We start from the raw sequence: 13,842 nt of genomic DNA on the forward strand, positions 1-13,842 counted from the left end.
ATCAATGGAGCAAGCGGCGCTGCACTCACGATCCGGCATCACTCATGCCCTACGGCTTGATATGGATCGGGAGTGAAACATGTCCAAAGACGCCAAGCCCGCGCAGAAGCGCATCGATCAGTTCCTGTCTGGCCCCGGTGGACGGGCGGACGACTGGCGCGATCTCGTGGAAGCCGCAAAGGTTTGGGCGCGCGGCGGCGATCGTGCGAAATACGATGCCGCGCTGGCCGATCTCTCCGTGACGGAAGAGTTTCACGGCTATCCCGGGCTGCAACTGATGGGGGCTCTGCGGGAAGCGGCCGCCACTGGCGATGCGGCAACGTCGCTCGCCCTTGCGACACGGCTGACGCAGGCCCTGACGACGAGGTCCTTCCGCCAGCATGCCGGCGACTGGAATGTGAATGACGAGGATAATGGTGACGCCTCCGATCTGGTGCCGCAGGTGTTCGGGCAGCACACCGCACATCGCCCCTACTTCGAAACCCTGATTGTCACCGGCCTCTCGTCCGGCAAATGGCCCGCGCTCGTCAATGAATGGCGCAAGCTGCGGCGTCCGGTCGATTCCTTCGTCTATGAGCCGGTCATCGTCGGCAGCCTCGAAGACGCATTCTGCGCCACGATGCTCAACCCCAACATCGCAGCCGTCGTCATCAACGAAGGCTTCACTCTGCGATCGCGACACGACGCGCCGATCTTGCGCACCATGACCGCCACCGCGGGCCTTAATGACGAATCGGATGCGTCCGCACTGCGGCTCGCGCATATCATCAAGCGGGTGCGTCCCGAGCTTGACCTCTATCTGATGTCCAATCGCGACGTCGAGGCGATGGCGGGGGACCCCGAAGCCAGTGTGGTCCGGCGGATATTCTATTCGATCGAGGAACTCCTGGAGCTCCATCTGTCTATCCTCGAAGGCATCCAGGACCGCTTCGACACACCGTTCTTCGACAATCTCAAGAAGTATGCGCAGCGTCCGATCGGGACGTTCCATGCGCTGCCGATCGCGCGCGGCAAATCGGTTTTCAAGTCGGACTGGATCCGCGATATGGGCGAGTTCTACGGCTTGAACCTGTTCCTGGCCGAGAGCAGCGCGACCACCGGCGGCCTCGACAGCCTGCTGGAGCCGACCGGCAACATCAAGAAGGCGCAGGACAAGGCGGCGCGTGCGCTCGGCGCGGATCGCGTGTTCTTCGTCACCAACGGTACCTCGACCTCGAACAAGATGGCGGTGCAGGCGCTGCTCGCGCCCGGCGACATCGCGATCGTCGATCGCAACTGCCACAAGTCGCACCATTACGGCATGGTGCTGGCCGGCGCCCAGCCGATCTATGTCGAAGCGTTCCCGATGACGGCATATTCGATGTATGGCGCGGTGCCGCTGAAGACGGTCAAGCAGGCCCTGCTGAATGCGAAGGCGGATGGCCGGCTCGACCGCGTCAAGATGCTCGACCTGACCAACTGCACTTTCGACGGTCACATCTACAACACCCGCCGGGTGATGGAGGAATGCCTCGCGATCAAGCCCGACCTGATCTTCCTCTGGGATGAAGCCTGGTTCGGCTTTGCACGCTTCTCGCCATACCTGCGGCGGCGGACCGCGATGGGTGCCGCCAATGAGATCGAGGCCTGGATGCACGACCCGAAATCGGTCACGGCCTACGAGAAGCAGCAGGCCGAGCTCGGCAAGAACCCGTCGAACGAGGTGCTGCTCAAGACCCGGCTGATTCCCGATCCGCGTCAGATCCGCCTGCGCGTCTACCAGACCAACTCGACCCACAAGTCGATGTCGGCGATCCGGCAGGGCTCGATGCTGTCGGTCAAGGACGTCGAATTCCATACGGTCGAGCAGCAGTTCAAGGAGGCGGTGTTCACGCACGCATCGACCAGCCCGAACCAGCAGCTCATCGCGAGCCTCGACGTGTCGCGGCGCCAGATGGAGCTCGAGGGCTATGGTCTCGTGGCCAATGCGATGGAGATCGCGTTCGCTATCCGTAATGCGGTCAACAACAATCCCCTGATCTCGAAATATTTCCGCATCCTTGGTGCGGACGCGATGGTACCCGCGCAATACCGCCAGAGCGGCTTCACCGACTATCTCGCGGCCGGCACGAACTGGGCGAACATCCTGAAGAGTCTGGACGACGACGAGTTCTGCCTCGATCCGACCCGGATGACGCTGGTGTGCGGCACCGCCGGTTACGACGGCACGCAGTTCAAGGGCATCCTGGCGAACGAGTACAACATCCAGATCAACAAGACCTCGCGCAACTCGGTGTTGTTCCAGTCCAACATCAACAACACCCGCAGCGACGTCGCGCATCTGGTGAGGGTGCTGGCCGAGATCGCGGGCGAGGTCGACCGCGGACTTGTCCAGGGTGGCGCCAATGCGAAGAAGACATTCGAGGCGCGGGTCAAGAGCCTGATGACCGACGTGCCCGACCTGCCGAACTTCTCGCATTTCCACGATAGTTTCCGCGGCGATGCCGGCACCAAGACCAACGAGGGCGATATCCGCAGCGGCTTCTACTCGGCCTATGACGCAGCCGGATGCGAATATATCCGGCTCGGCGATCCCGAGATCGACCGCCGCCTGAAGGCCGGCCCCGATCTCGTCTCGGCCAGTTTCGTGATCCCGTATCCGCCGGGCTTCCCGATCATGGTGCCGGGCCAGGTCATCACCCAGGAAACCATCGACTTCATGCGCAAGCTCGATGTGAAGGAAATCCACGGCTACGACGCCAAGGAAGGCTTGAAGCTCGTACGCACCGAAGCCTTGGCGAAGATCGGCCGGCCCAAGCCGGGCGCCACGCCGAAGCTGAAGGCCGCATCATAACAGGGGACGGTCATGCAAGGCTTTTTCACGTTCTTGCAGCAGAACCCGTTTCTGCTGCTGTTCTTCGTCGTTGGCCTTGCCGTCTGGATCGGCCGGGCCAGCATCAAGGGCTACGGCCTCGGCATGGTCGCCGGCGCCATCGTGGTCGGCGCCGGGCTGGCGGTGTGGGCCTCGACCTACGGCGTGAAGCTCGAGCTCAACAACTTTGCAAAGAGCTTGTTCTATTACCTCTTCATGTACGGCGTCGGCCTGCGCGTGGGGCCGTCCTTCATCAACAGCCTGAAGGGCGATGGCCTCAAGTTCTGCATCTTGGCGCTGGTGTCCAGCGTCCTTGGTCTGGCGCTCGTCGTCATCTGTTCAAGACTCTTCGCGCTTCCGATCGGCGCGGCTGGCGGCATGCTGGCGGGGTCGCAGACCATGTCGGCCGCAATCGGCTCGGCCGAGCAGGCGATCACCTCGGGCGTCGTCAAGCTTCCTGAAGGCATGAAGCCCGAGGATGCGTCGGGCATGATCGCGCTGTCCTACGGCATCACCTACATCTGGGGTACCGTCGGCATCATCCTGATCTGCAAGTACCTGCCGCGGTGGTGGGGCGTCGATGCCAAGGCGGCGGCCAGGCAGTACGAGAAGGAGTTTGGCGTCAAGGATCTCGAGGGCGGCGGCCTGACCGGTTATCGGCAGTTCGGTCTGCGTGCCTATCGGCTGGAAAATCCGACGCAGGTCGGCATGAGCATCGCCAAATTCCGCTCGATCCATCCGGAGTACCGGATCGTCAACGTGGCGCGCGGCGGCGAGCCGCAGGGAGCCGATCCTGCGTTCGTGCTGCAGAAGGGCGACGTCGTCGCGCTCGGCGGCTCGACGGAGCATCTCACCGACAAGATGGGCCTGATCGGCCCCGAGGTTGCCGACACCACGGCGCTGGGCATTCCCATGGATCAGGCCGACATCCTCGTCACCAACAAGGAGATGGTCGGACGCACCTTTGAATCCTTCCGCGACACGGCGATCGCCGGCCAGTTGCAGGTCACCAAGGTCGAGCGTGGTGGTGTACCACTTGCCGCCGGTCTCAAGACCGAGCTGCAGCGGATGGACATCGTCTCGGTAGTCGGCCTCAAGTCGGCCGTCAACGAACTCGGCGAGATGTGGGGACGCATCGCGCGGACCAATACGTCGACCGACCTGCTGACGCTGGCCGCGGGCATGATCCTCGGTTTCTTGATTGGCATGATCGAATTTCCGGCCTTCGGTGCCAAGATCGGTCTCGGCAATGCCGGCGGTCTGTTGCTGTCGGGCGTGATCGTGTCGTCGCTGGTCTCGCGGCTGCGCTTCTTCGGCAATACGCCGAACGCGGCGCGCAACGTGCTGGAGGACCTCGGTCTCGTGGTCTTCGTCGCCATCGTCGGTGTCAATGCCGGTGCCGGATTGCTGGCGCAGCTTACCGGTGCCGTTGCCTTGAAGATCTTCGTCGCCGGCTTCATCGCCTGCACGATCCCGCCGTTCATCGTCTGGGCGATCGGCTATCACGTCTTCAAGATCAACCCGGCCGTGCTGATGGGCGGCGTTGCCGGTGCGCGGTCGCACTCCGGCCCGTGCCGCGAGGCCGCGGTGGAGATCCAGAGCTCCGTGCCCTGGATCGGATTTCCGGTCGGCTACGCGGTGTCGGGCATCCTGCTCACCGTGTTCGGTTACTTTGCGATGATCCTGGCCTAATAGCTCGACGTCATAACAAGAGGAGAACGTGAGACATGAGAAAAGTCGCCATCTATGCCGCCTTGGCCGTCTCGCTCGCGGGCGTCGCCGGTTTCAGTACGTCATCGCGTGCCGACACCGGCCAGGTTGCCGTGGTCTTCACCAAGGGCGGGTTCATCGTCGGCGTCGGTGGCGGCGAGGGCGTTCTGCTGTACCGGGGCAAGAAATATCCCTTCACCGTCTCAGGCATGAGCGTCGGCTTCACGATCGGCGCCTCGACCACCAAGCTCGTCGGGCGCGCACTCAATCTGAGGGGGCCGGAGTCGATCGAAGGCTCCTACGCGGCGGGCGGCGCGGGCGGCGCGGTTGCCGCGGGCGCCGGAGCCGTTCAGTTGCAGAACGGCAATGGCGTCATCCTCCAGCTCAGCGGGCCGAAGGTCGGCGCGGAAGTATCGGCTGCGGTTGGCGGCGTCACGATCCGGCTGAAATAGGCCCGGGAGGGCGCTCAAGCTAAACGGGCTGCGTCATCGCAGCCCGTTTCGCGTTTCAGTAGCGTTCCTCGACGAACTTCAGGCCGCGCAGGCTTGCCTGGTCGTTGTAACGTCCCTTGTGGGACCGTGGCGGAAGCTTGACCTTCTCCCGCTTGACTTCCTTGTAAGGGATAGTTCTCAGGATGTGCGAGATAACGTTGAGCCGCGCTCGCCGCTTGTCGTCGGAGCGGATCAGTCGCCACGGTGCATGCTTCGTGTCGGTCGCCTCGAACATCATGTCACGCGCGCGCGAGTAATCGTACCAGCGCCCGAACGACTCGGTGTCCATCGGGCTCAGCTTCCACTGCCGCAGCGGATCCTCGATACGCGCCTTGAAGCGGAGCTCCTGCTCCTCCATCCCGACCTCGAGCCAGAGCTTGATCAGGACGATGCCGGCGTCCACGGCGAATTTCTCGACCAGCGGACACAATTCCAGGAAGCGCTTGTGTTCGGTCGGCGAGCAGAAGCCCATGACGTATTCAACGCCGGCGCGGTTGTACCAGCTGCGGTCGAAAATCACGATCTCACCGCCGGCCGGGAATTGCTCGATATAGCGCTGCAGGAACAGCTGGGATTTCTGCCGGTCGGAGGGCGCGGGCAGGGCGCAGACACGGAACACGCGCGGACTCACCTTTTCGGTCAGCGCCTTGATGGTCCCGCCCTTGCCGGCCGCGTCGCGCCCCTCGAAGATGATGATCACCTTCAGTTTCTGGGCTCTGACCCATTCCTGAAGGTGACACAACTCGACCTGGAGTTTTTCGAGCTCCTTCTCATAGTCCTTCCGCTTCATCCGCTCCACGGGCGCGTCCTTGGCCATGCTCAATCACCCCAGGAAATGGTCACGCCGATGTCGCCGGGAACACCGCCTGGAAAATCGATGATCTGATACGCGATGCGATAGCCGCGCGGTTTCAGGTAATCGCTCCAGAGCTGGAAGATTTCCTTCGGAATTCCGGTCAGGGTGTTCTCCCAGCCCGCTTCCATCTGATTGATAGCGCGGCCCTTGTCGGTGCACAGCGTGTTGGGGAAGCGATAGACCTGAACCTCGGTCAAGCCGTTCCGCACCGCACGCTGGATGATCGTCGAGGCGAGCTTGATCTTCTCGTCCTCGGTCTTGCCAGAAGGCTTGCTGAGGCGTTCAATGAGGGCGTGTTTCTCGGCTTCGGCGGCGGCGGCAAGGCGCGCATATTCGTCGGCCTTCGCTGCCTCCTTGAGGGCTGCTTCCTTGCGGATCTGCGTGGCGCTGGGGATGAGATCATCGATGCCGGGCATGGCAGGCGGCTCCTGTTGTTGCACGTCAACTTTCAGGCGAGGCTAGGTGGGGCCGTTCCAGGCCCGTTGATCCAAATCAAGCAATTGCGCCACCCGATACCGACACTGCATTCGACGCATTCAAGTGGAAACGCGCCTGTCGAGGAGAGAACGTTGAGCGAGCAACTTCATCCGATGGCCCCGCATCATCTGCCGTTCTATCTCGCGCCGGGAAGCGGGGTGGACCCGCTGATGGTGGTGATGGGGATCTTCCTGATCGGCACCGTGCTCTGGGTGGGCACGCTCTATTGGAAGCTGCACAGCCTGCCCGAGCGCATGGCGCACAAGTCGCAGAAGCTGCAATTCGAGATCGTGGCGGTGCTGGGCATCATCTCGCTCTTTACGCACTTGCACATTTTCTGGGTGGCAGGCCTGCTGCTCGCGATGATCGACCTGCCCGATTTCGGCACGCCGCTGCGCAGCATTGCCGGCTCCGTCGAGAGGATCGCTGACGCCGCTCCGGGCGACGGGCGCGAACCCGAGCAACCGAGCCCCCCACCGGCAGAGAAGTCAGTCCCCAAGGAGAAGGAGCGCAGCCATGTTTGAGCTCATGTTCTGCTCCCTTCTGACCATCCTGCCCGACTATCTCTACCGCCGCTATGCGCAGGGCAAGCGCTTCGGCAAGGAGATCACGTTCTTTTCCATCTGGTACGAGCTGCGATGGGGCATCACCGGCTGCCTGATGCTCACGGTGTCGCTCATCACCATGATCTTCTACTTTCACCCGTCAACGACCTCGGCGACGCTCTATTACCGTACCGTGCCGATCCTGCCCGAGGGCTCTGGCCGGGTCGCGGAAGTCAATATCGGCTACAGCGAGGCGGTGAAGAAGGGCGACGTGCTGTTCAGGCTGGACGGCTTGAAGCAACGCGCGGCTCTGGAAACCGCCAGGCGGAAGGTCGCCGAGGTTGATGCGTCCCTGACGACCGCGGAATCCGACGTGGTCAAGGCCGACGCGCAGATCGAGGAAGCCAAGGCCAACCTTCAGCAGGCCAAGGATGAACTCGACGTCAAGTCCGAGTTGCAGCGTCGCAATCCCGGCATCGTGCCGCAGCGCGACATCGAAAAGCTGCAGGTGCTCGTCAATCAGCGGCAGGCGGGGGTCGACGCGGCCACGGCTTCCAGGCAGTCGGCGGCCTTGCGCGTGTCGACGCTCCTGCCGGCCGAGAAGGCCAGTGCCGAAGCGGCGCTAGCCGAGGCGCAGGTGGATCTGGACAAGACTTTTGTCCGAGCCGGTGTTGACGGTCGCGTGGAGCAATTCCTGGTCCGCGTCGGCGACGTGGTCAATCAGTTGATGCGACCGGCGGGCGTGCTCGTGCCGGAGGGCGCCGGCCGGCGGGGTCTACAGGCGGGCTTTGGTCAGATCGAGGCTCAGGTTTTGCAAGTCGGCATGGTGGCGGAAGCGACCTGCATATCGAAGCCGTGGGTCATCATTCCGATGGTTATCACCAGTGTGCAGGACTACATCGCGGCCGGACAGTTCCGAAGCGGAGAGCTGCTCATCGAGGCGCAGAATGTCGCGCAACCTGGCACGATCCTGGCTTTCATGGAGCCACTCTATAAAGGTGGACTTGAAGGCGTGACGCCGGGCAGCAGCTGCATCGTCAACGCCTATACCAGCAATCACGAGGAGATCTCGGCGAAGGAGACCAGCACCGGCCGCGCCATTGCCTTGCATGTCGTCGACGGCGTCGGGCTGGTGCATGCGATGCTGCTGCGCATCCAGGCGCTGCTGCTGCCGATCAAGACGCTGGTGCTGAGCGGGCACTGAGGTCCCAGGTCGAATTGTTTCGCGAACGGACCGTCCTGCGTGCAGCTTGACCGCGTCCTCGGCACTGTCGAAGCGGCCCAGTTCTCGCTAGAATTGTGGTCCGGAGGCGCCGGAGCGCGGCCGAGGCGGAGGGGAGCGGGCGCATGACCAGGGCGTCGGTCAAGCAGTGGCTGGTTGCGACCACGCTGTTGGGTCTCGGCCTGTTGCTCGCCGCGTGCATGCTGTCTGGGCCCGCGCGAGCCGCTGAGCCCGGCTCGGCTGCGCGCAGCGAGCCAAAGCGCGTGCTGATCCTGCATTCCTTCGGGCGCGAGTTTCGCCCCTGGAGTGAATATGCGCGGAGCATCAAGGCCGAACTCGGGCGGCAATCGCCCTGGCCGCTCGACGTCCAGGAGCACACGCTGCTCAGCGCGCGCTTCAACAATCCGGGCCCGGAAGCGCCCTTCGTCGAATATCTCAGTTCGCTCTACCAGGGCAAGCCGCCCGACATCGTGCTGAGCATCGGCGCACCCGCGGCGCGGTTCGTGCAGAGATACCGTGCGAAGCTCTTTCCGGAAGCGCCGACGGTGCTGACCGTGGTCGAACAACGGCTGGTGAACCGCCCGGATCTCACCGAGAATGACGTGGTCGTGTCCGTCCGCAATGATTTCGTGGCGGCCTTCGAGAACATTCTCAAGCTCTTGCCCGATACCAAAACGGTTGCCATTGTGGTCGGTGCCTCGCCCCTCGAGAAATTCTGGATGGACGAGGTGAAGCGGGAGTTGAAACCGCTGGAAGGCCGGCTCGACCTCGTCTGGTACTCCGACCTGCCGTTTGAGGAGATCCTGAAGCGCGCATCGGCGCTTCCGCCTCATTCCGCGCTGTTCTGGGGGCTGATGTTGGTCGATGCCGCCGGCAATGTCCACGAGGGTGATATCGCCCTGCACAGGCTGCATGCTGTCGCGAACGCGCCGATCTTCTCGTATCAGGAGCCTTTCTTCGGCGACGCCAGCGTCGGCGGTCCCATGCACTCCGTCGCCGAAACCAGTTCGAAGACCGTCAGTGCCGCGATCCTCGTCCTCGGTGGCGAGAAGCCGACCCGCATCAAATACGAGCCGATCGGATTCGGGCCGCCGAAATATGATTGGCGGGAGTTGCAGCGCTGGGGGATCAGCGAGACCAGTCTGCCGCCGGGGAGCGAAATCCTGTTTCGTGAGTCGACCGTCTGGGATCGCTATCGCTGGCAGATGCTGCTGATCACGGCCGTGATTTTGATACAGGCCGGCTTCATCGGCGGGCTTCTGAACGAGCGCCATCGCCGTCAATTGGCCGAGATCGAGTCGCGACAGCGCCTGGCCGAACTCGCCCACGCCAACCGGTACTCGGCCGTCGGCGAGTTGACGACGTCGATTGCCCACGAGCTGAACCAGCCGCTCGGCTCCATTCTGACCAATGCCGAGACGGCGGAGCTCATGCTCAAAGCCACTTCACCCGACATCAACGAGATCCGCCAGATTCTAGCTGACATCAGGCGCGACGATCAGCGGGCGTCCGAGGTCATCCGCAGGCTTCGCAGCGTCCTGAAGAAGCGGCCGTTTGAAATCAAGGACACCGAACTGAACGACACGGTACGGGAAGCAATTGGCCTGGTGACGGCGCTCGCCGACGGGCGCCGGATCACGCTGGCTTACGCGCCAGCCGCCGCGGAGCTGCACGTCAAGGGCGATCCCGTACAGCTGCAGCAGGTCGTTCTCAACCTGATCATCAATGCGTTGGATGCGGTCTCCGAGGCGGACATGAAGAAGCGCGAGGTCAGCGTATCGACCGGGCGCGCCGGAAGCTACGCCGAGATCCGGATCGCCGATACCGGTTCGGGCATTGCGGTCGGCGACCTCGCGAACATCTTCACTCCATTCTTCACGACGAAGCCTCAGGGCATGGGTATGGGGCTTGCAATCGTCAAGACCATCGTCGAGGCCCATCACGGCACCATAGCCGCCGAGAACCAGCCGTCGGGCGGCGCGCTGTTCACGATCAGGCTCCCGATCATCCACTAGCGCAGACGTTTTGTGCTCGGGCAGCGCGGCATTGCTCTCGCGCCGCAACACGGCGGCGAAGCAGCCCTTCGTTGATCTTGATCAATAAACGCCCATGCCGCGGCCCGATCTTGATGGCCGGAAAGTTCGATGGAGGAAGGTATGTTTCGTTGCGGCAAGATTCTGATGGCGCTTGCGTTGATGCTGACGATGCCGATCACCGCAACCGCGCAGACAGCTGACAAGCCGGCGGCGCCAAGCACGCAGGCACAGCCCGCAAGTCCGCCTCCGCCGAGCGCCGAACTCCTGAAACCCGAGCAGCTCGAGGCGCTGGTGGCGCCAATCGCGCTCTATCCCGACGAGCTGCTGGCCAATGTGCTGGCGGCATCGACCTATCCGCTGGAAGTCGTGCAAGCCGATCGCTGGCTGAAGGAGCGCAAGACGCTGAAGGGCGATGCGCTGAAGGCCGAGGTCGACAAGCAGGCCTGGGACGACAGCGTCAAGGCGCTGGCGAGCACCGCCGATGTGTTGTCGATGATGAGCGACAAGCTCGAATGGACCCAGAAGCTGGGCGACGCTTTTCTCGCCCAGCAGCCCGATGTGATGGATGCGATCCAGCGCCTGCGCAACAAGGCCTATGACAACAAGAAGCTGGTCACGACCAAACAGCAGAAGGTCAGCGTTCAGAGCCAGGAAGGCAAGCAGGTGGTCGTCATCCAGCAGGCCGATCCCGCCGAGATGTACGTACCCTATTACGATCCGGCGACGGTCTACGGCGCCTGGCCCTACGCGGAGTATCCGCCCTATTATTGGGGCTATCCGTCCTATATCGGCGCCGGCGTGGTCGCAGCCGGTATCGCCTTCGGCACGGCCTGGGCGATCGGGCGCTGGGGCAATTACTGGGGCGGCGGCTGCAACTGGGGCAACCGCAACGTCTACGTCAATCATCGCACCACCAACATCGCCAACGGCTGGCAGCACAATCCGGCGCATCGCGGCGGCGTGCGCTACAACAACACCAACGCCCAGCAACGCTTCGGCAACAACAATGTGAGGGCGGGCGCGTCGGATCGGATGGATTTCCGCGGCCGTGACGGCAACCAGGTGCTGCGTCCGAGCCAGGGTGCGGGAGATCGAGCGGGAGATCGCGCCGGCGACCGTGCCGGTGATCGTGGCGGTCCGGGTGACCGTGCAGGAGATCGTGCCGGTGATCGCGGCGATCGTGCCGGCAATCGCGGCGACCGGCCCGGCGGCGGCGATCGCGCTGGCGCGGGAGATCGTGCCAAGGGTGGTGGAGATCGCGCCAAGAATGCAGGCAAGAATGCGGGTAAGGGCGGCGGCGATCGTGCAAAGGCTGCCAACCGTGCCGGCGGCGGCGCTGCCGCCAATCGTGGCGGTGACGGCAATCGCGGCGGCGCGATGAACGTCTCCTCCGGTCGGGCGGCGGCCGCAGCATCGGCGCGCGGACGCTCCAGCATGGCGAGCATGCCGCGCGGTGGTGGCGGCGGGGGCTATGCCGGGCGCGGCGGCGGTGGCGGAATGGCCATGCATGGTGGTGGTGGTGGCGGCTTCCGTGGTGGAGGCGGAGGAGGAGGCCGCGGCGGTGGCGGCGGTGGCCGGCGCTCCGACATCGCGCTGAAGCACGACATCACGCTGCTCGGCCATCTCTCTAACGGCCTCGGCTATTATCGCTTCAGCTACATCGGCAGCGACAAGGCCTATGTCGGCGTGATGGCGCAGGAGGTGGAGCAGGTGATGCCTGACGCCGTGACGCGCGGCAGCGATGGTTATCTGCGCGTCTATTATGACAAGCTTGGCCTGACATTCCGCACCTACCGCGATTGGCTAGCCGACGGCGCGAAGATCCCTGCGGAGGTGACGCCATGATCGGCCTGAAATCGCTCCATCGGGCGATCCTGGCGGGCGTGGTGGCGCTCGCCATGCTTGGCTCGGCGGCACAGGCACAGCAATCCTACAAGACACCGGAGGATGCGGCCGCCGCACTCGCGGCCGCAGTCAAAAGCGCGCCGGGCGACATTCTGAAGGTGCTCGGCAGGGCCGCCGAGGATATCGTCTCGTCCGGTGACGAGGTCGCCGACAACGACATCCGTCAACGCTTCACGTCGATGTACGACGCCAAGCACGGCATCAAGGCGGAGGGCAACAAGACCGCGACCTTGATACTGGGGCCGGACGATTTCCCGTTCCCGATTCCGCTGGTCAACACCAAGACAGGCTGGGCGTTCGACACCGACGAGGGGCGGATCGAGGTGCTTCGTCGCCGCATCGGCCGCAACGAGCTCGACGCGATCCAGACCGCGCTCGCCTATGTCGATGCCCAGAATGAATATGCCGACAAGGATCGCGGCGAGGGCGCGGGTGTCTACGCGCAACGCTTCCTTTCCACGCCCGGCAAGAAGGACGGCCTGTTCTGGCGTGACGACAGTGATCCGAGCCCGCTCGGCGCGCTGGTCGCGGAGGCCTCGGCCGAAGGCTACAAGCAAGGCACAGGCGAGGGACCGGCGCCTTATCACGGCTACTACTTCCGAATACTGAAAGGCCAGGGTTCCGACGCGGCCGGTGGCGCGCTCAACTACGTCGTCAAGGGCAAGATGATCGGGGGCTTCGGACTGATCGCTTGGCCCGCCGAATACGGCAATTCCGGCGTGATGACGTTTCTCGTCAATCATGCCGGCACCGTCTACCAGAAGGATCTCGGCAACCGCACGGCGGTCATCGCCGAGCGCACCACGCTGTTCGATCCCGACCAGACCTGGAAGAAGGTCGATGCCGCGAAGCCATAAACCGGAACGCATGCGGCGCGCGACCGCAATCGGCCTTGCCGCGCTCGCGCTCCTCCTGCTCGCGATGCCGGCCACGCCGTCGTTCGCGCAAGCGAGCGGCCATGTCCAGGTGAGGTTCGTCAAGGCTGGCCTGCTGGTCGGAGGCGGCACCGGCAGTGGCGTGCTGAACTACCGCGGTCGGAACTATCCCTTCAAGGTCTCCGGCTTGAGCGTCGGCATCACGGCCGGTGCGACCGTCGGCAGATTTGATGGCCGGGCATCAGGCATCCGCGATGTCGGCGACTTCGTCGGCACCTATAGCTCCGTCGGCGGCGGCTTCGCACTCGTCGGCGGCGTCAACGGCGCCCATCTGCGCAACGAAAAGGGCGTGACGATCGTATTGCAAGGCCCGAAGGCCGGACTTGAGCTCGCCTCCAACATCAGCGCGATCACGATCGCCTGGAAGTGAGCGCCTCGAGCCTGGGGTTACCGGGCCGCGATGGCCGTCATCTCGAGTTTGACGCCTGGACCGAGATCGGCCACGCCGATCGCAGCGCGCGCCGGCAGGTGAGCTTCCGCAAAGTGCGCCTTCCAGGCCGCATTGAACTCCGCCTTCTCCTTCAGGTTGGTCATGAAGATGGTCACCTGCAAGACGTTGGCGAGATCGGAGCCGAGCGTCTTCAACAGGCGCGCCAGTTGCCCGAGGACGTCGTTGGCCTGGCCCGACATATCGAGGCTGGTGTCCTCGGGGACGATCCCGCCGATGTAGAGCACGCCATTATGCTCGACCACCTCGTGGAGGAGTCCTTCGTAGGGCAAGACGCGCTGGATCATGATGAGACCGATGCTGCTGTGGGGATGGGCGGCATATCGCACATTTCCATGTCGATGTCGTTTGAAGAGATTTCGCGAC

12 protein-coding genes are annotated in these 13,842 nt (G+C 63.6%); 9 read left to right on the forward strand and 3 right to left on the reverse strand.

The genetic code is table 11. The features are described from left to right. The first annotated feature begins 79 nt into the window (after positions 1-79). The 3 genes from ACVJ5M_RS14195 to ACVJ5M_RS14205 are packed head-to-tail and all read left to right on the forward strand — an operon-like array spanning position 80 to position 5,013. Positions 80-2,833, forward strand: coding sequence for a decarboxylase (locus tag ACVJ5M_RS14195; RefSeq protein ID WP_283017293.1), 2,754 nt, complete (start codon positions 80-82; stop codon positions 2,831-2,833). Between the two features lie 12 nt (positions 2,834-2,845). Then, on the forward strand, positions 2,846-4,543 hold the full coding sequence (locus ACVJ5M_RS14200) for an aspartate:alanine exchanger family transporter (RefSeq protein WP_063981861.1): 1,698 nt from the start codon (positions 2,846-2,848) through the stop codon (positions 4,541-4,543). Between the two features lie 35 nt (positions 4,544-4,578). Further along, on the forward strand, positions 4,579-5,013 hold the full coding sequence (locus ACVJ5M_RS14205) for a hypothetical protein (protein ID WP_063981862.1): 435 nt from the start codon (positions 4,579-4,581) through the stop codon (positions 5,011-5,013). 55 nt (positions 5,014-5,068) lie between these two features. Here ACVJ5M_RS14205 and ppk2 read toward each other — a convergent pair whose 3' ends face one another. Beyond that, complete coding sequence (gene ppk2, locus ACVJ5M_RS14210) at positions 5,069-5,869, reverse strand: polyphosphate kinase 2 (protein WP_231142794.1); 801 nt, start codon at positions 5,867-5,869, stop codon at positions 5,069-5,071. A gap of 2 nt (positions 5,870-5,871) precedes the next feature. Beyond that, positions 5,872-6,324: a hypothetical protein gene (locus ACVJ5M_RS14215; RefSeq protein WP_028149181.1), complete on the reverse strand. Its 453-nt coding sequence runs from the start codon at positions 6,322-6,324 to the stop codon at positions 5,872-5,874. Between the two features lie 174 nt (positions 6,325-6,498). Between ACVJ5M_RS14215 and ACVJ5M_RS14220 the strand changes: the two genes are divergently transcribed. From ACVJ5M_RS14220 to ACVJ5M_RS14245, 6 genes are all read left to right on the forward strand, one after another. After that, a complete protein-coding gene (locus ACVJ5M_RS14220; RefSeq protein ID WP_063981864.1) occupies positions 6,499-6,909 on the forward strand; it encodes a hypothetical protein in 411 nt (136 codons plus the stop codon). Next, complete coding sequence (locus ACVJ5M_RS14225) at positions 6,902-8,134, forward strand: HlyD family secretion protein (protein ID WP_283017292.1); 1,233 nt, start codon at positions 6,902-6,904, stop codon at positions 8,132-8,134. The genes ACVJ5M_RS14220 and ACVJ5M_RS14225 overlap by 8 nt, the downstream gene beginning before the upstream one ends. 143 nt (positions 8,135-8,277) lie before the next feature. Then, positions 8,278-10,167, forward strand: a complete 1,890-nt coding sequence (locus ACVJ5M_RS14230; protein WP_283017291.1) for a sensor histidine kinase — start codon at positions 8,278-8,280, stop codon at positions 10,165-10,167. A gap of 141 nt (positions 10,168-10,308) precedes the next feature. After that, complete coding sequence (locus ACVJ5M_RS14235) at positions 10,309-12,033, forward strand: DUF3300 domain-containing protein (RefSeq protein ID WP_283018917.1); 1,725 nt, start codon at positions 10,309-10,311, stop codon at positions 12,031-12,033. Next, a complete protein-coding gene (locus ACVJ5M_RS14240; protein ID WP_283017290.1) occupies positions 12,030-12,950 on the forward strand; it encodes a DUF2950 domain-containing protein in 921 nt (306 codons plus the stop codon). The genes ACVJ5M_RS14235 and ACVJ5M_RS14240 overlap by 4 nt, the downstream gene beginning before the upstream one ends. Then, entirely contained in the window at positions 12,934-13,398 is a 465-nt protein-coding gene (locus ACVJ5M_RS14245) for a lipid-binding SYLF domain-containing protein (RefSeq protein ID WP_063981868.1), read from the forward strand. Before ACVJ5M_RS14240 ends, ACVJ5M_RS14245 begins: the two co-directional genes overlap by 17 nt. A gap of 17 nt (positions 13,399-13,415) precedes the next feature. Here the strand turns inward: ACVJ5M_RS14245 and ACVJ5M_RS14250 are convergent, their stop codons facing one another. After that, entirely contained in the window at positions 13,416-13,763 is a 348-nt protein-coding gene (locus ACVJ5M_RS14250) for a RidA family protein (protein ID WP_039157651.1), read from the reverse strand. Positions 13,764-13,842 lie beyond the last annotated feature (79 nt).

The sequence above is a fragment of the Bradyrhizobium sp. S3.7.6 genome (assembly GCF_054061875.1).

Coding starts and splice junctions, on each gene's coding strand:
- ACVJ5M_RS14195 (WP_283017293.1), top strand. CDS start 80: ATGTCCAAAGACGCCAAGCCCGCGCAGAAGCGCATCGATCAGTTCCTG.
- ACVJ5M_RS14200 (WP_063981861.1), top strand. CDS start 2,846: ATGCAAGGCTTTTTCACGTTCTTGCAGCAGAACCCGTTTCTGCTGCTG.
- ACVJ5M_RS14205 (WP_063981862.1), top strand. CDS start 4,579: ATGAGAAAAGTCGCCATCTATGCCGCCTTGGCCGTCTCGCTCGCGGGC.
- ppk2 (WP_231142794.1), bottom strand. CDS start 5,869: ATGGCCAAGGACGCGCCCGTGGAGCGGATGAAGCGGAAGGACTATGAG.
- ACVJ5M_RS14215 (WP_028149181.1), bottom strand. CDS start 6,324: ATGCCCGGCATCGATGATCTCATCCCCAGCGCCACGCAGATCCGCAAG.
- ACVJ5M_RS14220 (WP_063981864.1), top strand. CDS start 6,499: ATGGCCCCGCATCATCTGCCGTTCTATCTCGCGCCGGGAAGCGGGGTG.
- ACVJ5M_RS14225 (WP_283017292.1), top strand. CDS start 6,902: ATGTTTGAGCTCATGTTCTGCTCCCTTCTGACCATCCTGCCCGACTAT.
- ACVJ5M_RS14230 (WP_283017291.1), top strand. CDS start 8,278: ATGACCAGGGCGTCGGTCAAGCAGTGGCTGGTTGCGACCACGCTGTTG.
- ACVJ5M_RS14235 (WP_283018917.1), top strand. CDS start 10,309: ATGTTTCGTTGCGGCAAGATTCTGATGGCGCTTGCGTTGATGCTGACG.
- ACVJ5M_RS14240 (WP_283017290.1), top strand. CDS start 12,030: ATGATCGGCCTGAAATCGCTCCATCGGGCGATCCTGGCGGGCGTGGTG.
- ACVJ5M_RS14245 (WP_063981868.1), top strand. CDS start 12,934: ATGCCGCGAAGCCATAAACCGGAACGCATGCGGCGCGCGACCGCAATC.
- ACVJ5M_RS14250 (WP_039157651.1), bottom strand. CDS start 13,763: ATGATCCAGCGCGTCTTGCCCTACGAAGGACTCCTCCACGAGGTGGTC.